The organism is Caballeronia sp., from assembly GCF_049581465.1.
Taxonomy (GTDB): domain Bacteria; phylum Pseudomonadota; class Gammaproteobacteria; order Burkholderiales; family Burkholderiaceae; genus Caballeronia.
The window spans coordinates 1-17,864 of sequence record NZ_JBAUSA010000225.1; the positions used below are offsets into that span (position 1 = coordinate 1).

17 protein-coding genes and 1 pseudogene are annotated in these 17,864 nt (G+C 59.0%); 7 read left to right on the top strand and 11 right to left on the bottom strand.

Annotated elements, in window-relative coordinates; genetic code table 11:
• Positions 1-252 precede the first annotated feature (252 nt).
• Positions 253-1,860, top strand: a complete 1,608-nt coding sequence (locus tag WCA53_RS05500) for an NAD(P)/FAD-dependent oxidoreductase (RefSeq protein ID WP_423906608.1) — start codon at positions 253-255, stop codon at positions 1,858-1,860.
• Between the two features lie 75 nt (positions 1,861-1,935).
• Here the strand turns inward: WCA53_RS05500 and WCA53_RS05505 are convergent, their stop codons facing one another.
• From WCA53_RS05505 to WCA53_RS05515, 3 genes are read right to left on the bottom strand one after another with little or no spacing between them, the layout of a single operon-like run.
• Complete coding sequence (locus WCA53_RS05505; RefSeq protein WP_423906610.1) at positions 1,936-3,480, bottom strand: UxaA family hydrolase; 1,545 nt, start codon at positions 3,478-3,480, stop codon at positions 1,936-1,938.
• A gap of 12 nt (positions 3,481-3,492) precedes the next feature.
• Positions 3,493-4,623, bottom strand: coding sequence for a mannitol dehydrogenase family protein (locus WCA53_RS05510; RefSeq protein ID WP_423906613.1), 1,131 nt, complete (start codon positions 4,621-4,623; stop codon positions 3,493-3,495).
• Positions 4,624-4,635: 12 nt separating this feature from the next.
• On the bottom strand, positions 4,636-5,658 hold the full coding sequence (locus WCA53_RS05515; RefSeq protein WP_423906616.1) for a zinc-binding alcohol dehydrogenase family protein: 1,023 nt from the start codon (positions 5,656-5,658) through the stop codon (positions 4,636-4,638).
• A gap of 162 nt (positions 5,659-5,820) precedes the next feature.
• On the opposite strand from WCA53_RS05515, the gene WCA53_RS05520 reads away from it, so the two are divergent.
• Positions 5,821-6,525 (top strand): FadR/GntR family transcriptional regulator, encoded by a 705-nt coding sequence (locus tag WCA53_RS05520; protein WP_423906618.1) that lies wholly within the window; start codon positions 5,821-5,823, stop codon positions 6,523-6,525.
• Positions 6,526-6,614: 89 nt separating this feature from the next.
• On the opposite strand, the gene WCA53_RS05525 is transcribed toward WCA53_RS05520, so the two are convergent.
• Positions 6,615-6,935, bottom strand: a complete 321-nt coding sequence (locus WCA53_RS05525) for a DNA-binding protein (protein WP_423906621.1) — start codon at positions 6,933-6,935, stop codon at positions 6,615-6,617.
• Between the two features lie 425 nt (positions 6,936-7,360).
• Between WCA53_RS05525 and WCA53_RS05530 the strand changes: the two genes are divergently transcribed.
• The gene (locus tag WCA53_RS05530; protein ID WP_423906623.1) at positions 7,361-8,251 is read left to right on the top strand and encodes a class I SAM-dependent methyltransferase; all 891 of its coding nucleotides are present in this window, start codon (positions 7,361-7,363) and stop codon (positions 8,249-8,251) included.
• Here WCA53_RS05530 and WCA53_RS05535 read toward each other — a convergent pair.
• Both WCA53_RS05535 and WCA53_RS05540 read right to left on the bottom strand, forming a co-directional pair.
• Positions 8,241-8,786 (bottom strand): DUF1415 domain-containing protein, encoded by a 546-nt coding sequence (locus tag WCA53_RS05535; RefSeq protein ID WP_423906628.1) that lies wholly within the window; start codon positions 8,784-8,786, stop codon positions 8,241-8,243. The two genes, WCA53_RS05530 and WCA53_RS05535, sit on opposite strands and share 11 nt — an antisense overlap.
• Complete coding sequence (locus WCA53_RS05540; RefSeq protein WP_423906632.1) at positions 8,783-9,457, bottom strand: TetR/AcrR family transcriptional regulator; 675 nt, start codon at positions 9,455-9,457, stop codon at positions 8,783-8,785. Before WCA53_RS05540 ends, WCA53_RS05535 begins: the two co-directional genes overlap by 4 nt.
• A 118-nt stretch (positions 9,458-9,575) precedes the next feature.
• On the opposite strand from WCA53_RS05540, the gene WCA53_RS05545 reads away from it, so the two are divergent.
• Both WCA53_RS05545 and WCA53_RS05550 read left to right on the top strand, forming a co-directional pair.
• A complete protein-coding gene (locus WCA53_RS05545; RefSeq protein WP_423906635.1) occupies positions 9,576-10,859 on the top strand; it encodes an MFS transporter in 1,284 nt (427 codons plus the stop codon).
• A 143-nt stretch (positions 10,860-11,002) separates the two neighbouring features.
• Positions 11,003-11,617, top strand: coding sequence for a nitroreductase family protein (locus WCA53_RS05550; protein WP_423906638.1), 615 nt, complete (start codon positions 11,003-11,005; stop codon positions 11,615-11,617).
• Positions 11,618-11,648: 31 nt separating this feature from the next.
• On the opposite strand, the gene WCA53_RS05555 is transcribed toward WCA53_RS05550, so the two are convergent.
• The gene (locus WCA53_RS05555; protein ID WP_423906641.1) at positions 11,649-13,100 is read right to left on the bottom strand and encodes an MFS transporter; all 1,452 of its coding nucleotides are present in this window, start codon (positions 13,098-13,100) and stop codon (positions 11,649-11,651) included.
• 198 nt (positions 13,101-13,298) lie between these two features.
• Here WCA53_RS05555 and WCA53_RS05560 point away from each other — a divergent pair, with 198 nt between their 5' ends.
• Complete coding sequence (locus WCA53_RS05560; protein ID WP_423906654.1) at positions 13,299-14,549, top strand: Hsp70 family protein; 1,251 nt, start codon at positions 13,299-13,301, stop codon at positions 14,547-14,549.
• A gap of 144 nt (positions 14,550-14,693) precedes the next feature.
• Here the strand turns inward: WCA53_RS05560 and WCA53_RS05565 are convergent, their stop codons facing one another.
• Complete coding sequence (locus tag WCA53_RS05565) at positions 14,694-14,897, bottom strand: cold-shock protein (protein ID WP_035936159.1); 204 nt, start codon at positions 14,895-14,897, stop codon at positions 14,694-14,696.
• A gap of 431 nt (positions 14,898-15,328) precedes the next feature.
• Here WCA53_RS05565 and WCA53_RS05570 point away from each other — a divergent pair.
• A pseudogene (locus tag WCA53_RS05570) lies at positions 15,329-15,873 on the top strand (amino acid permease); the annotation flags it as partial.
• 374 nt (positions 15,874-16,247) lie between these two features.
• On the opposite strand, the gene WCA53_RS05575 reads toward WCA53_RS05570, so the two are convergent.
• The 3 genes from WCA53_RS05575 to WCA53_RS05585 form a co-directional block, all read right to left on the bottom strand.
• Positions 16,248-17,033, bottom strand: a complete 786-nt coding sequence (locus WCA53_RS05575; protein WP_423906645.1) for a DODA-type extradiol aromatic ring-opening family dioxygenase — start codon at positions 17,031-17,033, stop codon at positions 16,248-16,250.
• Between the two features lie 94 nt (positions 17,034-17,127).
• Complete coding sequence (locus tag WCA53_RS05580) at positions 17,128-17,733, bottom strand: UbiX family flavin prenyltransferase (RefSeq protein ID WP_423906650.1); 606 nt, start codon at positions 17,731-17,733, stop codon at positions 17,128-17,130.
• A 2-nt stretch (positions 17,734-17,735) separates the two neighbouring features.
• A partial coding sequence (locus WCA53_RS05585; RefSeq protein ID WP_423906657.1) for a glutaredoxin domain-containing protein occupies positions 17,736-17,864 on the bottom strand: 129 nt, incomplete at its 5' end.

Below are 17,864 nucleotides of genomic sequence, written 5' to 3' on the forward strand. Positions count from 1 at the left end.
GTGTGAAAGTAGGTAATCGTCAGGCTCCCCTTTGCTAGCTCTAGCATCCGAAAACCCCACCCCGCAAAGGTGGGGTTTTTGCGTTGGAGAATCCGAGTTAAACATCTGTGCTCACGCATCGCCATCGGCTTGGGGCGTCACATCACTCATTGCCCGCGCCACACGCACTGAATCGCCCGGCCGGCTGCCATGGCAACACGGTAAAATCCACTATCGGCTGTCTTTATCTGCCGCCATTGCAAACAGGTACCCATGCTACGTCTAAGCGAAATCAAGCTGCCGCTTGATCATTCGGAAAGCGAACTCGAGTCGGCGATTCGCTCACGTCTCGCGCTTATTCACGTCCCCGCCGACCGTCTCATCCGCTATACGGTCTTTCGTCGCGCTCACGATGCGCGTAAGCGCTCGGACATCAAGCTCACCTACATCGTCGATGTGGAAGTAACGGACGAAGCCGATGCGCTTCGTCATTTGGACAAGCAACCGCACTGCACCGTCACGCCGGACATGGCGTACAAATTCGTTACCCACGCACCCCAGCCGATGACATCGCCGAGGCCAGTCGTAATCGGCATGGGGCCATGCGGATTGTTTGCCGGATTGATTCTCGCGCAGATGGGGTTTCGTCCGATCATCCTGGAACGCGGCAAGGCGGTGCGCGAACGGACCAAGGATACGTGGGGCCTGTGGCGCAAGAACGTCCTGAACCCGGAATCGAACGTGCAGTTTGGCGAGGGCGGCGCCGGCACGTTTTCGGACGGGAAGTTGTACAGCCAGATCAAGGATCCAAAGCACTACGGTCGCAAGGTCCTGGACGAGTTCGTGCGCGCCGGTGCACCTGAAGACATTCTCTTCCTGAGCCGGCCGCATATCGGTACATTCCGGCTGGTTGGCATGGTCGAAAAGATGCGCGCAACTATTCATGCGCTCGGCGGTGAGGTGCGGTTCGAGGCGCGTGTTGAAGATATCGAGATTGAAGACGGGAAAGTTCGCGGGCTGACGCTCTCGAACGGCGAAAGCTTACGCTGCGATCACGTTGTTCTGTCGGTGGGGCACAGCGCGAGAGATACCTTCGAGATGCTCCACAAGCGGGGCGTCTATATGGAAGCCAAACCGTTTTCGCTTGGCTTTCGAATCGAGCATCCGCAAGGGCTGATCGACCGAAGCCGGTTTGGTAAGTTTGCCGGTCACAAGTTACTCGGCGCGGCGGACTATAAGGTGGTCCATCACTGTAGCAACGGGCGCGCGGTGTACAGCTTTTGCATGTGCCCCGGCGGGACGGTCGTTGCGGCGGCATCGGAGCCGGGGCGAGTCGTGACGAACGGCATGAGCCAATATTCGCGTAACGAACGCAACGCGAACGCGGGAATCGTCGTGGGGATCACTCCGGATGATTTCCCCGGTGGTCCGCTGGCTGGCATCGCGTTTCAGCGGCGTTGGGAAGAGCGCGCATTCGAGCTCGGTGGCGGCGACTATTCTGCGCCCGGGCAGTTGGTCGGTGATTTCATCGCGAGGAGGGCCTCGACTGTGCTCGGCTCGGTTGAGCCGTCGTACAAGCCCGGGGTGCGTATGACGGATCTTAGTACCGCGTTGCCGGACTACGTGGTCGAGGCGATTCGGGAAGCGCTGCCGCAAATCGATAAAAAAATCCCAGGCTTTGCGATGCACGACGCCGTGCTTACGGGGGTGGAAACGCGAACGTCATCGCCAATACGGGTTCGACGGAAGGACAATTTCCAGAGCATGAACGTCGAAGGCTTGTATCCCGCGGGTGAAGGTGCGGGATATGCGGGGGGCATCTATTCTGCGGCGATCGACGGTATCGAGGTGGCCGAAGCGCTGGCTTTGACCATCAAGTAATCGCGCCGATCTGCTTGCGCGCGAACCGCGCCGGTCACAGCGCAAGCGCCGGCAACGAAGCGGTGACCCTCGACATCACGTGATCACGCCCACCTGCCAGGGCACGAACTCGTTCTGCCCATAACCGTGCAACTCGCTCTTCGTCGCGACGCCTGAAGCGCAGTCGAGCATCGTTTGGAAGATCGATTCGCCGAGTTGATCGATGGTTGCCGTGCCGTCAATTACGCCGCCGCAGTTGATGTCGATGTCCTCCTCCTGGCGCTCCCATAGCGCCGTGTTGGTCGCGAGTTTGATCGAAGGCGAGGGGGCGCAACCATAGGCCGAGCCGCGTCCGGTCGTGAAGCAGATCAAATTCGCGCCCGACGCCACTTGTCCTGTCGCGGAAACCGGATCGTAGCCGGGCGAATCCATGAAGACAAATCCCTTCGCGTCGATGCGTTGCGCATACTCATAAACCTCGACGAGATTCGTCGTACCGCCTTTCGCGACAGCGCCCAGCGATTTTTCAAGAATCGTGGTCAGGCCACCTGCCTTATTTCCCGCCGACGGATTGTTGTCCATCGCCGCGCCATTTCGCGAGCAATAGTCTTCCCACCACTTGATACGCGCCAGCAGCTTTTCGCCAATTTCACGGCTTACCGCGCGTCGCGTAAGCAAGTGTTCAGCGCCATAAACCTCCGGTGTCTCCGATAAAATCGCAGTCCCGCCATGCCGCACGAGCCGGTCGACGGCCGCGCCCAGCGCCGGATTTGCCGAGATTCCCGAGTAGCCATCCGAGCCGCCACACTGCAATCCGACGATCAAATGCGCCGCCGATACAGGTTCGCGCTGTACACGATTGGCGTCGGGGAGCAACTCCTTCACCGCAGCAATACCGCGCTCGATCGTCTTGCGCGTGCCGCCGCTGTCTTGAATGGTAAAGCTGCGCAATGTCGAAGCGCTTGTCGCTAACCCGGCCGAATCGAGGACGCCCGAAATCTGGTTCGTCTCGCAGCCAAGGCCGACAAAAAGCACGGAGTGAAAGTTGGCGTGGACCGCGTAGCCGGCGAGCGTGCGGCGAAGAATCTTGATGCCGTCTCCGAGGGAATCGATTCCACAACCCAGTCCGTGGGTCAGTGCAATCACGCCGTCCACGTTGGGAAAATCGGCAAGCGCGTCGTGACGCTGGTCGCGGCGAAAATGATCGGCGATGGCCCGCGCAACGGTCGCGGAGCAGTTCACGCTAGTCAGGATGCCGATGTAATTGCGCGTCGCGACACGGCCGTCGTCACGACGAATGCCCATGAATGTAGCTGGGTCATCCACGAAACGGGTTTCGTGCCTATCGACGCCAAAAGCGTGGTCACGCTCGAATTCCACCATGCCCAGGTTGTGCGTGTGCACGTGCTGACCGGGCGCGATTGTGTCGAGCGCTACGCCAATGATCTGGTTGTAACGCCGCACATGTGCGCCCTTCGCAATGGCACGTGTCGCGATCTTGTGGCCCGGCGGGATCAGGCCGCTGACCACGATGCGCTCCGTATCATTGGACGTAATTGCAGCGCCCGAAACAAGTTGGCGGGTGGCAATGACTACATTGTCGTTGGGGTGAAGCCGGATGACGGCGTTATTCGTGGACATGAACGGGACTCCTTACAAAAGCGCTTTCAGAAGCATTGGCTGGTCGACATCCAACCCCAGTTGCCGGGCAAGATCGATAGCAGGCTTAAAGCGGCGTTGCTTCTTCTCCTGATGATTGCGGGCGATGTCAGCGAGCCGATGCACGAGGAACGGGTTCTCGAAGCGGTCGCGGACATCGACGAGATAGGCAAGCGCGGCGTCGTACTCGCCCAGGCCCTTGAAGACGGGCAGCACCTCGTCCTGCCATGTCGCTTCGAGCACCGCGCGCCAGGCGGGGTTGCGCATGGCATCCAGCACAGTGAGATCAAGGTCGTCGGCCGCGAACGGGTCGCTTTGCCAGAGTTCGACAAGCATCGAGTGGCCGAGATTCAGCAGTAAAAGTTTGAGACGTTCGTAGTGCGCGAGATCGTCGGTAAGCACAATGCTTTCGTGCTCGCACGGCAAAACCATGCCGGGCTGTCGTTCGATTGCCCATAGTGCGTAAGGCTCGGCGATTGCGCCGATGGGATGGATTGGTTCAGACACGATGCGGTCGACCAGCGAATTCAACCAGACGCAATCACGCTTCAGATAGGCGATGAATGCGTCGTCGGCCTGCCATTTTCGTGCAATGCCGACCACGAGCTCGCGCAGCACATCGCCGTTTCGTGAGATCAACTCGCACGGAAGCAGGCTGATCGGCGCGCCGCCCGCTTCGAAGCGGTCGTGAAGCAGCACGGCAAGCTTCGCGGGAAAGCCGCGTGGCGGCGGTTGGTTGGGCGCGAGGTGGCGCGCGGTATCGTCGTCGAAGGACGCGAAGCCGGTGTCACCCGTATTCGACACGATCACTTTTACGTCGTGCCGCGCGCCTTCACGTAACGTCGGCCAGTCGTCGGCGGCGACCCATGCTTCGGTGATCGCGTCGCAGTGAACCGTGGTATCGACGATCTCGCCGTTCTGCCTGCCGCGAATGCGCACCGGATACGCGCCGAATGCGCGCAACGCGTCGATGCGCGCGCGGCTATCCGGATTCAATGTGGTTTGCGCGACCGTGATCCGGCCAAGCGCGGCCGATGGCTCGCGACGCAACGCTTCGGTCACGAACAAGTCGACATGGGCCTGGAGAAAACGACTGGTGCCAAACTGCAGGATTGGATTGCTCATGCTTGGCCCCGTTCAGCACTCGACCAGCGCCTTGATAACGCCCGCCGATGGATCGAGTAACCAGGGAAATTGCTCCGGCAGATTGCTGAGTTGAAGCGTGTGCGTGTTGAGCGCTTCGGTCGGAATGAGGCCGGCACGCATGGCTTCGAGCACGGTTTCGAAGTCGTCGGGCGTAGCGTTGCGGCTCGCGAGCAGCGTGGTTTCACGCTTGTGAAATTCAGGATCGGCGAACGAAATGCGGTCGCGAACAATCGATATCAGCACGTATTTCCCGCCATGTGCGACGAATTCCAGGCCGCGTTCCATCGCGTTGATGTTGCCGGTGGCATCGAAGACGACATCGAAGAACTCTTGATCGGTGATCTCGGCGAGGCGTTTCGCGTCGGTCGCCAGTTCCGTTGTGTCCAGATGAACCGCGTGATCGACCCGCAATTGCGTCTCGCAGAATTGCAAGCGATCGGTTCGGCCATCGAGCACGGTCACTTGCGCGCCGCGCAGTTTGGCGAAAATGAGCGCGGCCATTCCGATCGGCCCGGCGCCGACCACGAGCGCGCGCTGCTTTGGCTGGACGTCGGCGCGCGCAACGGCATGCGCACCGATGGCGAGGAATTCGATCATCGCGGCTTGATCGAGCGTGACGCCTTCCGCCTTGAACACGAACGCTTGGGGCACAGCGAGTTGCTCGGCCATGCCACCGTCCGCGTGAACCCCAAGCACGCGGATATTCACGCAACAGTTCGGCTTCTTCGCCCGGCATGCAATACATTTGCCGCAGGCCAGATACGGCATCACATAGACCTGATCGCCTTTCGCGACCCTCGCGCCCGCCGGCGCCGATTCGACGATTCCCGACAATTCATGGCCCATCACGCGCGGATAGGCAAGAAAAGGCTGATTTCCGGTGAAAATATGCAAATCTGTTCCACAGACGCCGACGCGCTTGATGCGAATCAGAACATCGTCGATACCGGGTTTCGGCGCCGGACGATCAGTCAGTACAAGCGTGCCAGGTTGTTCGCAGATGACAGTTTTCATAGGTTCGCGCATGGATTTTGGTCTTACCAGTGTGCATAATAATTTCCTCAACACAAAGTGGTCAAGCCAATTTACTGACAATGCGGGTTTGGCCTGACCAGAGGCGGTCGTTAAACTCGTCGTCTGGTTTCAAACGCAACGCAAAAATTGAAAGGACCTGAAGTGGCTGTCAAACCTGCCGAGGCGCGTCGCCTGTATCTACAGATCGCCGATAAACTGCGCACGCTGATCGAACAAAAAGGATTGGCGCCGAACGATCGCCTGCCGTCGGAGCGTGAACTGGCGCTGATGTTAGGGGTGTCGCGGCCTTCCATACGCGAGGCGCTCGTCGCGCTTGAACTCGAAGGGCGCGTTGAGATCCGGATGGGCTCGGGCGTGTATATCTGCGCGGCGCCGTCGCCTGATGCGCTTGCAGGCTTCGAGGAAACCGACCCCGGCGAGAGTCCGCTCGAAATCATGACGGCGCGCATGGTGATAGAAGGGGCTATTGCGGCAAGCGTCGCGCCGTTCGGGAAGCCGAAAGCGCTGAAAGCGTTACGCGAGCTTTACGAAGGCATGGCCCGCGATGTAGCCAACGGGCAACTTCCGACCACCGCCGATCGTGCTTTTCATCTGGCCGTCGCGCAGATGTCAGGCAATGACGTACTGGTGCGCACAGTCGCCGGCCTTTTCGACGAACGGCATAGTCCGCTGTCATCGACGCTACGAGGGCATTTCGAGGGGGAAGAAACGTGGCTGGCTGCGTTAGCCGAGCACAAGGACGTTCTGGAAGCGCTGGAGGCACGTGACGCCATTCAGGCACAGGCTTCAATGCAACGGCATCTGAAAGCGTCGTACGAGCGGTTGATGACGCGCCGCGAACGGTGAACTCCAGATTCGGGCCAAAACCAAGCCAAAACCGGGGCCGAAGCCCAAGCCTGAATCGGGCCAGCGAGCGCCGGCCCGGCACACCGGCTTCATCCGGGATAGGCTTCGTCTACTTTCAGCCCAGCCAGCTTGAAAATCACCCGCAACGTTTGCGGGGCAATTTCGCGGCGTGACGCGAGCGTGGTCAGGACGAAATCCATCACCTTCGCGTACTTGAGCATGGTCAGGCACGTTTCGATGTCAGTGTTGCCGTCGCGCATGACTTCTGCGAGCCGCAGCATTTCGCCGGAGATCTCCCGCGCCATTTCGAGTTCAATCTGCTGTTTCTCGCTCCATGCGGGCATCGCGGTGAGCTTGGTGAGCATTTCCTGGAATTGCTGCTCTGCTTTTTGGTCTTTGATCGGGTCCATAGCCGTCCTCATTTCGTTCGCGCGCTTCTTAGAGGAGCCGCGCTGTGTGTGTTGGGTGTTACGCAACAAGGCTGCGTGCCAGTGAAACATCCGATGTCCTGCCTGGTTTCCCGCCCTCTGGCATGCGTTGCCAAAGTGGTCGAATCATCCCGCCTGCCTTGCTGCCGAGCGTGCTGCGTGGAAAACGTTGCGGCTGGCGCCGCGTCTCGAGTTTTTCCGTCCCGTTGGTTGTCCAGCTCTCATGCACGAATTGTTCCATCCGACGCTGCATTCGTCTGCAATTTCCGGATCAATGAGACGTGCGGAGCATTTTTGCGCTTTTAGGTAAACTCACCGGTTTGGAGCGTTCGTACCAGCGGTTAGCGCACACTTCCCGCCCAATTTTCCTGCACACCCCGAATGCAGTTCACTACGGTATCCCGAAGATGTCCAAGAAGTCACGGACGCTCGACGCGTCCACTGAATCATCAGATTTAACCGATAAAAAGTCGAACGAAAAGCACGAAATTCGTCCAGGCCAGTCCCTCGAACTACTCAAGGAACTGCACATCCTGACGCGCGACGGAAAGATGAATCAGGACAGCCGTCGAAAGTTGAAACAGGTCTACCACTTGTTTCAGTTCATCGAACCGTTGCTGGCGGAAATCCATGAGCGTCAAGGAAATCTGACGCTGGTCGATCATGGCGCGGGCAAGTCTTACCTTGGCTTCATTCTCTACGATCTGTACTTCAAGGCTCTGCTCGATCGGTCACACATCTTTGGCATCGAGACGCGTGCCGAGCTGGTTGAAAAGTCCGAGGAATTGGCCGCACGACTGGGTTTCGAGGGCATGTCGTTCTTGAATCTATCGGTGGCCGAATCGATTACGTCGGACCAGTTGCCCGAGACGGTAGATGTTGTCACGGCCTTGCACGCATGCAATACGGCCACCGACGACGCCATTCATTTCGCGTTGCAAAAGAAAGCGAAGAGCATCGTGGTCGTGCCGTGCTGCCAGGCCGAAGTTGCGACGGTCTTGCGCAAGAACAAGGGTCATTCGCTGTCAAAAAACGTGCTTGTGGAAATGTGGCGGCATCCGTTGCACACGCGCGAGTTCGGCAGTCAGATCACGAACGTGTTGCGCTGCCTGCAACTCGAATCGCATGGGTATCAGGTAACCGTGACCGAGCTTGTCGGCTGGGAGCATTCGATGAAAAACGAGTTGATCGTTGCGCAATTCAAGGATCTGCCGCGCGGGAAGCCCGCGCAGCGTCTCTCCGATGTCCTCGAAACGCTCGGTCTCGACGAAATGCGCGAGCGCTTCTTTACGACTTGACGCCGCGCATGATGCCGCGCCAGCCGTCGATGCCCAGCCTGCGCAGCGTCGCCATGTTGCGCTCGTAGATATCGGCGGCGTCGGGGAACGCCTCGACAGCGCGTTCTATGCTCGCTTCGCGCAGCAAGTGGAAGATCGGATAGGGCGCGCGATTCGTGTAGTTTTCTATGTCGCCGGGTGCGGTGTCATCGAATTGATAGTCCGGATGGAAGCTCGCGATTTGCAACTCGCCTTGCAGCCTGAGTTGTTTGAGCAGGATATCGGCGAAGTGAAGGGCGTCGTTGTAGTCCGAGAAATGCTCAAGCGCGTGCGGGACAATCAGCAACGTAGTGTCAATTTCCTCGGCATCGCTTTCGGCCAGGAACTCCAGTTCCGTTTCGAGATCCGTGAGCACGGCTTCGAGCCCCTGCGCCTCGCTGACCACGTAGCGAATCTGGTTCTTCACGTGCACCGCCTTCGCAAACGGACACAAATTCAGTCCGATCACCGCGCGAGTAAGCCATTGTCGAGTCGCTTCGATAATCGCTTCGTTCATGTGTTCACCTTTGCATCGAAGGAAAGGTTGCTGGAAACCTCTCTGCACGCGTCCCGCACGAGCAATTCGGCTGTCCGCGCGGCGGAGCGCATTGGCCCACTCCCCGGGCCGAACGTCTGGCTCGCGGCATAAACTCCTTCCACCAGCAGCACCAGGGAATCGGCGAGAAGTTGAGGATCGTCCGCTCCCGCCGCCGCCGATAATTCCAATACCCGCGACATCAGGTATCGCTTGTTTTCTGCCACGGAGAGCCGCGCGGGATGCTCGCGATCGGCGAACTCACATGCGATGTTCACAAACGGACAACCGCGATAATCCGGATTCGATGCGCGCGCGACCAGATCCGCGATGCTCTGGACAAGTTGCCTTGCCGGCTCGCCAGGATGCTTGGCGATGCTTTGTTCTATCCGGGTCCGAAAGCGCCCGTCCATTCGTGAGAGGTACGCGACCACGAGATCGTCCTTCGATGAAAACTGCCGGTACAAGCTCATCTTGTTGACGCCGGCGCGCTCGACGACGGCATCGACGCCGACCCCGCGGATACCGTCGCGATAGAAAAGCGCTTCGGCCGCGTCGAGCAATTGTTCCCGCGCGGTGGCGCCGTCCATATGGCGTCGAGCCGGCTTTTTGTCGATGTCGGAGACTTCTTTCACTGCGCGTGCCACGGTCATATCCTCTGCGGCTGAAGGGATTCTTGACATGTTACTGATCGGTCACTAAGCTTGCAACTTAAATGTGACCGTTCGGTAACGTTCGGCAAAAAAACAATCTGAAGAATCGGAGCAGAGGATGAATTGGGCAGCGAGGCGGCTTTCTGGCCGCGTGCATTACGCGTGGATTTCCGTGGGCGTCGTGTTTCTTGTGCTGCTGGCGGCCGCCGGCACGCGGGCGACGCCCAGCGTCATGATGTTGCCGCTCGAACAGCAATTTGGCTGGAGCCGCGCGACGATTTCGCTCGCGATATCCATCAATCTGGCGCTTTACGGACTGACCGGGCCGTTCGCCGCGGCCGCGATGCAGCGTTTCGGCGTGCGTCCGACCGTGCTGGTCGCATTGGCGACGCTGGCGGGTGGTGTGGCGTTGTCATCGGCGATGACAGCGCCCTGGCAAATGATCCTGATCTGGGGCGTTCTGGTGGGCGGCGCTACCGGCGTCGCCGCCATGACCCTTGCGGCGACGGTAGTGAACCGGTGGTTCACCTCGCATCGCGGCTTGGCGATGGGCATTCTCACCGCCAGTTCGGCGACGGGCCAACTTGTGTTCCTGCCGGTGCTCGCTGCGATTGTCGAGCACTTCGGCTGGCGTCCCGTCGTGCTGACCGTGGCGGCCGCTGCGGGGCTGGCATTGCCGCTGGTTGCGTGGCTGTTGCCGGAACGCCCCGCCGATCTGGTGCTGCGACCGTTCGGCGAACCCGCCGATGCACCGCCGCCCGCGCCGGTCGCCGCGAAGAATCCAATCGCAATCGCGTTTGGCGCGCTCGGCATGGCGAGCAAGACGCGCGATTTCTGGTTGCTGTCGTTCAGCTTCTTTGTTTGCGGCGCGAGCACCAACGGGTACATAGGCACGCATTTGATTGCGATGTGCGCCGATCATGGGATGTCTGAAGTGCAGGGGGCGGGGCTTCTCGCCGCGATGGGCGTCTTCGACTTGTTCGGCACGACGTTGTCCGGGTGGCTGTCCGATCGCTTCAACAGTCGTTTGCTGCTGTTCTGGTACTACGGCTTGCGCGGGTTGTCGCTCCTGTTCCTGCCGCGGGCGTTTGGCATCGACTTCTACGGGTTGCCGATTTTCGCGCTGTTCTACGGCCTGGACTGGGTCGCCACCGTGCCCCCGACTGTGCGGCTTGCGACCGACATCTACGGGCGCGAATCGGCGCCGATCGTGTTTGGCTGGGTAGTTGCAGCGCACCAGCTTGGCGCTGCGTTCGCGGCCCTTGGCGCGGGAATGTTGCGGGCAAGCTTGGGTACTTACACCATGGCGACCATGATTTCGGGCAGTTTGTGCATCGTGGCTGCGGGGATGGTCTTGCGAATCAACAAGGCGCCGCGTCAAGCGCAGATGGTTGCGACTTGAGTCGATCGCGCAATTTCGCCGCAGGTGTTCGCTAACATCGGCAGCGCGTGTTGCCTACCTTGGTTATTCTTACGGGTCTTGTATAGCGCGGTTGCTCAGGCAATTGCGCCTTGCCGTCCCAGCCATCAACCAGGGGTTCATGAATGAGCGGAAAAATCGCACCCATTGAAAAAATCGCACCCACCGAAGTCGCGATCCACGACCTGCTTTCCAGCCGATGGAGCCCGCGCGCCGTATCGAACGAGGCTGTGAGCCGCGAGCAATTGCATAGCGTGCTGGAAGCCGCGCGCTGGGCGCCATCCTCCTTCAACATGCAGCCGTGGCGCTTCATGACGTTCGATCGTAATCGCGACGCCGCCGTGTTCCAAAAGGCGTTCGCTACGCTGGTGCCGTTCAACCAGGGCTGGAATGCGAATGTGCCGGTATTGATCTGTGCGTTGGCGAAGACGGTGACGCCTAAGGGCGACGTCAATCGCACGGCGGCTTATGACACGGGCGCGGCTGCGATGTCGTTGGTTTTGCAAGCGCACGCGCTCGGGTTGGTGTCGCACCAGATGACCGGTTTCGATATCAACGCGTTTCGGGAAGCGTTTTCGGTGCCCGACGACGTAGAGGTCATCGCGATGATTTCGTTGGGCCACTATTGCGATCCGGGCACGCTCGATGCCGCGCTGCAGGAGCGCGAATCGGCGCCGCGTACTCGGGCGGCGCTTGGCGATATAGCCTTCGATGGAGCCTGGGGGAAGGCGTTTAAATAAAGGGAGCGGGCGGAGCAACCTTGACTCCGCCCTAACCGTGCTCCTCCCCGCCCACGGCCCCCAAAGGCCGCGCTACGTCCTCCAGCGATTTCCTTTCCGCCGACACGCCCCAAATCGCGGCAGCCACTCCCGCCAGGATCATTAACCCCGACCCGATCAGGTAGCCGGCAAACACCGCGCCGCGCTGATGCGTATCGATGAGACGGCCGAACAGCGTCGGCCCAATAATGCCGCCCAGCGCCGTTCCGAACGCGTAGAAAATCGCAATGGCTAGCGCGCGAATCTCAAGCGGGAATGTCTCGCTGACCGTGAGGTACGCAGAACTCGCGGCGGATGAAGCGAAGAAGAAAACGATCATCCACGAGAGGGTTTGCGTCGTGCTGGTCAATAGGCCTTGCTCGAATAAATAGCCGCTGATGGTCAGCAAAACGCCGGAGATGCAGTATGTTAAGGCAATCATCGGACGTCGGCCGATGACATCGAAGAGGCGTCCCAACACAATCGGTCCGAGAAAATTGCCCGCAGCAAACGGCAATACATACCAGCCGACCTGATCGCCTGGAACGTGATAAAAATCCGTCAGCACCAACGCGTAGGTAAAAAATATCGCGTTATAAAAAAACGCCTGCGCTGTCATCAAGGTCAATCCGACCAGCGAACGTCGCCGATGCGTAAAGAAAAGAGTGCGAAACACTTCGCTGAGTTTCGTGTGTGCGCGGGCGTGCAGTCGAAGCGGCTCGACCCGATTGGGAGGCAATTCCACGCCATGCTCACGAAACTTCGCTTCGATTCCCTCGACAATCTCCTTCGCTTCGTCGGCGCGATTGTGCGTGATCAGCCAGCGCGGACTCTCGGGCACCCACATGCGCATTAGCAGGATCAGGAGCCCAAGCGCAGCGCCGATCAGGAAGCACGCACGCCAGCCCCAGTCGGCCGGTAGCAACGCGGGATGGAGCAGCACGATCGAGCCCGCCGCGCCCAGCCCCGCGCCCACCCAGAACGTCCCGTTGATGGCCAGGTCGGTCCAGCCGCGTACTCGCGCTGGCGTGAACTCCTGAATGGTGGAGTTGATGGCCGTGTATTCGCCGCCAATTCCCGCGCCCGTCAGAAACCGAAAGAGCACGAAACTCGCGATATCCCACGAGAACGCGGTCGCCGCCGTCGCCGCCACGTATAAGAACAGTGTGATGAAGAAGAGCTTGCGGCGCCCCAGCCGGTCCGTGAGCCATCCAAACCCCAGCGCGCCAATTACGGCGCCGGCAATGTACGCGCTGCCGGCAAGGCCCACATCGCTATTCGAAAACTTCAGCACCGAGCTCGTTTTCAACGCGCTGGCGACCGAGCCTGCCAGCGTCACCTCTAGCCCGTCGAGCAGCCACGTAATCCCTAGGGCAGCCACAATCAGGGTATGAAACCTTCCCCAAGGCAAACGGTCCAGGCGTCCAGGCAAATCCGTCTCGATAACATCGCTTTTATCGTTCATGCGTCGGACCGGTAATGATTGAATGACCGGTCACATGAATCACCGGGCGGAAGCATTAATTACCGGCTTTCGAAGCAAAATCCATTCCGCGAGCGGGTCTTTTTGAGAGACGGTTGATGTGCTGGGCGTTACGTGCTAAAAACGCGCTCCACTTTTCGTTTGCGACGCATGGCGTTTAACGCCGCCGCCGCTCCCCTCATGACTTATTGCGCGATCGATTTCGGCACGTCGAACTCAGCCGTCGCATTGCCCGACGGGGCATCGATCCGGTTGGCTCCGGTCGAAGGCGATGCCACGACGCTGCCCACCGCTGTCTTCTTCAACACTGACGAAGACGAGCAGGCGTACGGGCGCGCGGCGCTCGCTTCTTACATCGACGGCTTCGAGGGGCGCCTGATGCGCTCCATGAAGAGCATCCTCGGCTCGCCGCTGGCGGAGACGAGTACCGATCTCGGCGACGGTTCTGCCATCCGGTATGTCGATGTCATCACCTTGTTCCTGCAGCACCTGAAGCAAAAGGCGCAAGCGGTGTCGGCGACGCCAATCACGCGCGCAGTGCTGGGCCGCCCGGTGTTTTTCGTCGATGACGACCCGCGCGCCGACCAGCTTGCGCAGAACCAGCTACAGGCCGCGGCTGAGGCCATCGGCCTGACTGACATTCACTTCCAGTTCGAGCCGATCGCAGCCGCGTTCGATTACGAAGCGCGCCTCACGCGGGAAGGGCTGGTGCTGGTGGCGGATATCGGCGGCGGCACGTCGGACTTTTCGCTCGTGCGCGTCGGGCCGGATCGGGTGCAAAAACTGTCGCGCAAAGACGACGTGCTCGCGCACTACGGTGTCCACGTGGCCGGGACGGATTTCGACCGGCGCGTGGAACTGGCCACGATCCTGCGGGAACTCGGCTATCAATCGACCGATACGGAAGGGCGCGAGGTGCCGAACCGCGTGTACTTCGACCTGGCGACGTGGCATCTGATCAATACGATCTACGGGCCGAAACGCGTCAATGAACTGCAACTGATGCGCCATCTTTACGCCGACTCACGTCATCACGACCGGTTGATGCGGGTTGTCGAACGGCGGCTGGGCCATGCTTTAGCGTCGCACGCGGAAACGGCCAAAATCGCAGTAGCAGCAGGCGGCGTGACCTCGATCGGGATGGAGGAGGTGGAGGACGCGCTGCGTATCGATTTCGACGAGCGGCAACTTATCGATGCAGGCGGCGAGGAGATGCGACGGATCGTGGTCGCGGCCAAGGAGACAGTGCGGCGCGCCGGGGTGTCGAGTCACGACGTGGACGCGATCTACTTCACGGGGGGATCGACGGGACTCGGATTCCTGTCGCAGTCGCTCTCGGCCGCATTCCCCGACGCGAAAGCTGTCTTCGGCGACCGATTGGCCAGCGTGGCGACGGGTTTGGGTATTTACGCGCGACGCGTGTTCGGCTAATCGTTAATACCTAGACGAATACAGTGTGATTTATGCGGCAAACTTAAAGTAGTTTCTCGATAATCGAAGTTAAGTGATCATGACAAAAACAAAAAACCCCGCATGGCGGGGTTTTTTGCATGCAAAACAAATCCGCAATAATACTTAGGCCGGCTTGATGTTTGCAGCTTGCTTGCCCTTCGGGCCAGTCTTCACTTCGAAGGTAACCTTTTGATTTTCCTGAAGCGTCTTGAAGCCTTCCACGCGGATTTCAGAGAAGTGAGCGAACAGGTCTTCGCCGCCGCCGTCTGGCGTGATGAATCCAAAGCCCTTTGCGTCATTGAACCATTTGACGGTACCGGTTTCCATGTTACTTGTTCCTAAAGATGTTAAATAAGCCGAAGCCCGAATGTGCATGAAAATCAAGGAAGGGGCAATGGGACCAACCGAAGTACCGTGATGGGCGAACTACGAAAGATCAATTCACTCGCCACTTGAAATCCTGCAAGAAGGTTTATACGGCGAATCAAACCCGAGGTCAAATAATATCCGACCGAAAAACAGGGTTTTTGAGACGCGGTTGTCATAGATCTTTATCTTACAAATCTTTCTGTTGGCTTACGATCGAATGGACGCGATACAGTTAGCGGCGATCGGAAGCGCTGTCAAACCGGGCATCTAACCGAAGGTCAAATCCATTCCACACCTTCAATCGCCAAACTATGCTCCCTCGATCGGGAATGCTGGCGGCAGGACCTGTGGCGCGCCGCCAGCATTCCCCGATGGGTTTTGACAGATTTATGACTAACGCTAGCGCGAGTGGAAAGCTCTATTCAATAGACCATGGGCCAGTCGGCCTGATGCTGACCGGAAGGGTCCAATATGGGCTAGGGTGGTTATTGGGCGCCTGAGAAGCGGCAAAGATTACAGGGCCGGCATCGATCATGGCTGGGATTATTGGCGCGCTGGTGATTCCTGCCATCGCGTTGACTTATGCTTAAATTGGCTCAATGTTTCCGGAGTCCGGAAGAATGGTGGGATATGCGCGTTACTCAAGGCGCACTGGTCGGCTTTATAGGCGCATGGCGAACTGGGTTGCAATTGTTTCGGTAATTTCGAGTGAAGGCGAAGCATCGATTCTATATATGAACACCTGGCCCTATGAAGGGGCGCACTCACTTTATGTAAATGAATCCTCACGCCGCCGTAGCTGTGTTTGTCGGCGCTATTGGCAATTGTGTATTTCCTGTTGATCTGACGGGGCGTCAAGTTATTCGGCCGCCATAATTCAGGTATAACAGTTTTCAAGTTCATCATTCCGGCTGCGCTTGTCCTGGGACTTATCTGACCGGTCAGCCTGGGTATCGCGTTCAGCGTAAAAGCGCTTCGACGGCTGGGGCCGGGATCTGAACGCCGCCTGTTGGGCCGAGTGCTTATTTGCCGGGCATGGCGCTTTTTTCGTGGGTGAACAGTAAGGAATTCGGCGGCTGCGGCTTATTGCCAGACGGCGTTCATGGGGTGCTGGCCGCCCTCATGGCGCTCGTGTTTTATTAATGAGGCGTTCACACCGGTTGTCGGACGCGGATCTGTAAGAGCGCGAAAGCCCTGAGGATATCCTCGCTGAAGGAGTCGCTTAAAAATCCTTACGCCGTCTTAAATAGAAAACCCGCACGAGAATCCAGCGGGTTTTTTAATTTCTTGAACAACGTAAATCACAACTTATTCATCGTTAAAAACATAATTCGTCATTGCCAGCGTTTTCTGAAATGTGCCGAGCGATTGAATATCGAGCGTGAAATTATCGCTGGCGGCGCCAAGTGCGCTGAAAATCGGTAACAAATGCTCATCGGCGGGATGCATGAGCGCAGCATGAGGCGCTCTTTTTCGGTAATCCAGCAGCGCGTCGATATCCCGTTCGGCCATGCGTTGTTCGAACCAGTCGGTGAATTCCGTCACTTTCGGATCGCCATCTTCCGGGCGCGCGGCGAAGTCCGCTGTGCGCAGGTTATGCGTGATCTGGCCCGAACCGACGATCAACACGCCCTCGTCGCGCAATGCCCTTAGAGCGCGGCCCACGCGGAAGTGATGCGCGGGGTCGAGACGCGGCTGGATAGACAACTGAGAGACTGGAATATCGGCGTCCGGGTACATCAACAACAAGGGCACCCATGCGCCGTGATCGAGTCCATGTTCGGTGACCGAAGACGCAATGCCGGCTTGCGTCAGCAGCGTCGCGGCCCGCGCGCCAAGTTCCGGCGCGCCCGGCGCGCCATAGTGAATCTCATAGAGCACACGCGGGAAGCCGTGGAAATCGTGAATGGTTTCGGGCTGCGTCGAGATGCTGGCAACCGGTTGCGCGGTGTTCCAGTGGGCCGAAAGCATCAGGATCGAGCGTGGACGTTCGAAGCGCGTCGAAAACGTCGCGAACTCGGCAGTTGGCATCGACGGGTCGATAGGCAGCGTCGGCGCGCCGTGCGAGATGAAAGTGGTCGGAAAGCGGGACATCGTGGCAGCCTCTAAGCGTGGTTGCCACGACTATAGAGGAGGACTATGAGGAGATAAACGGGTGACGGGGCAATGAATTGTGTCGCGAGTGTTGTTAATTTTGATCCTGCCGCGATTCACGAATGCCCGGCCACGAAGCCGCAATCGGCGGTCCGAGCGCAAACAAATCGATCACGCGTTCGATCGTCTGGTCGACCATTTCGTCGATGGACTTCGGCCGGTGATAGAACGCCGGAAGTGGCGGGAAGATCACGCCGCCCATCTCGGTCACAGCCGTCATGTTGCGTAGATGCGCGAGGTTGAATGGCGTTTCACGAACCAGCAGGACAAGGCGGCGGCGTTCTTTCAGGACGACGTCGGCGGCGCGGGTGATCAGGTTGTCGGACAATCCGTGCGCAATGCTCGCCAGCGTTTTCATGGAACACGGCGCGACGACCATTCCGTCAGTCGCGAACGAACCCGACGCGATGCTCGCGCCCACGTCGCGTACGTTATGCACAACGTCAGCCAGCGCGTGGAGGCTGGCTTTGTCGATATCCAGTTCGTGCTGGATATTCAGCCATCCCGCGCTGGAAACCAGCAGATGCGTTTCCACCGCGCCCAGCCGACGCAGCGTTTCGAGTAGCCGGACGCCGTAGATCGACCCGGTCGCCCCGGTGATGGCAACGATCAGGCGGCGCGGCGTCAGGCTCGAAGGCAAGCTTAAGCGGCGGCGAACAGTTGCTGCAATTCGCCTGACTCGTACATTTCCATCATGATGTCCGAGCCGCCGATGAACTCGCCGTTCACGTAAAGCTGCGGAATAGTCGGCCAGTTGGAGAATTCCTTGAT

What these genes read in the sequence shown, in the direction of transcription:
- WCA53_RS05500 (WP_423906608.1), top strand. Translation starts at nt 253, where the DNA reads ATGCTACGTCTAAGCGAAATCAAGCTGCCGCTTGATCATTCGGAAAGC.
- WCA53_RS05505 (WP_423906610.1), bottom strand. Translation starts at nt 3,480, where the DNA reads ATGTCCACGAATAACGCCGTCATCCGGCTTCACCCCAACGACAATGTA.
- WCA53_RS05510 (WP_423906613.1), bottom strand. Translation starts at nt 4,623, where the DNA reads ATGAGCAATCCAATCCTGCAGTTTGGCACCAGTCGTTTTCTCCAGGCC.
- WCA53_RS05515 (WP_423906616.1), bottom strand. Translation starts at nt 5,658, where the DNA reads ATGAAAACTGTCATCTGCGAACAACCTGGCACGCTTGTACTGACTGAT.
- WCA53_RS05525 (WP_423906621.1), bottom strand. Translation starts at nt 6,935, where the DNA reads ATGGACCCGATCAAAGACCAAAAAGCAGAGCAGCAATTCCAGGAAATG.
- WCA53_RS05530 (WP_423906623.1), top strand. Translation starts at nt 7,361, where the DNA reads ATGTCCAAGAAGTCACGGACGCTCGACGCGTCCACTGAATCATCAGAT.
- WCA53_RS05535 (WP_423906628.1), bottom strand. Translation starts at nt 8,786, where the DNA reads ATGAACGAAGCGATTATCGAAGCGACTCGACAATGGCTTACTCGCGCG.
- WCA53_RS05540 (WP_423906632.1), bottom strand. Translation starts at nt 9,457, where the DNA reads ATGACCGTGGCACGCGCAGTGAAAGAAGTCTCCGACATCGACAAAAAG.
- WCA53_RS05545 (WP_423906635.1), top strand. Translation starts at nt 9,576, where the DNA reads ATGAATTGGGCAGCGAGGCGGCTTTCTGGCCGCGTGCATTACGCGTGG.
- WCA53_RS05550 (WP_423906638.1), top strand. Translation starts at nt 11,003, where the DNA reads ATGAGCGGAAAAATCGCACCCATTGAAAAAATCGCACCCACCGAAGTC.
- WCA53_RS05555 (WP_423906641.1), bottom strand. Translation starts at nt 13,100, where the DNA reads ATGAACGATAAAAGCGATGTTATCGAGACGGATTTGCCTGGACGCCTG.
- WCA53_RS05560 (WP_423906654.1), top strand. Translation starts at nt 13,299, where the DNA reads ATGACTTATTGCGCGATCGATTTCGGCACGTCGAACTCAGCCGTCGCA.
- WCA53_RS05565 (WP_035936159.1), bottom strand. Translation starts at nt 14,897, where the DNA reads ATGGAAACCGGTACCGTCAAATGGTTCAATGACGCAAAGGGCTTTGGA.
- WCA53_RS05575 (WP_423906645.1), bottom strand. Translation starts at nt 17,033, where the DNA reads ATGTCCCGCTTTCCGACCACTTTCATCTCGCACGGCGCGCCGACGCTG.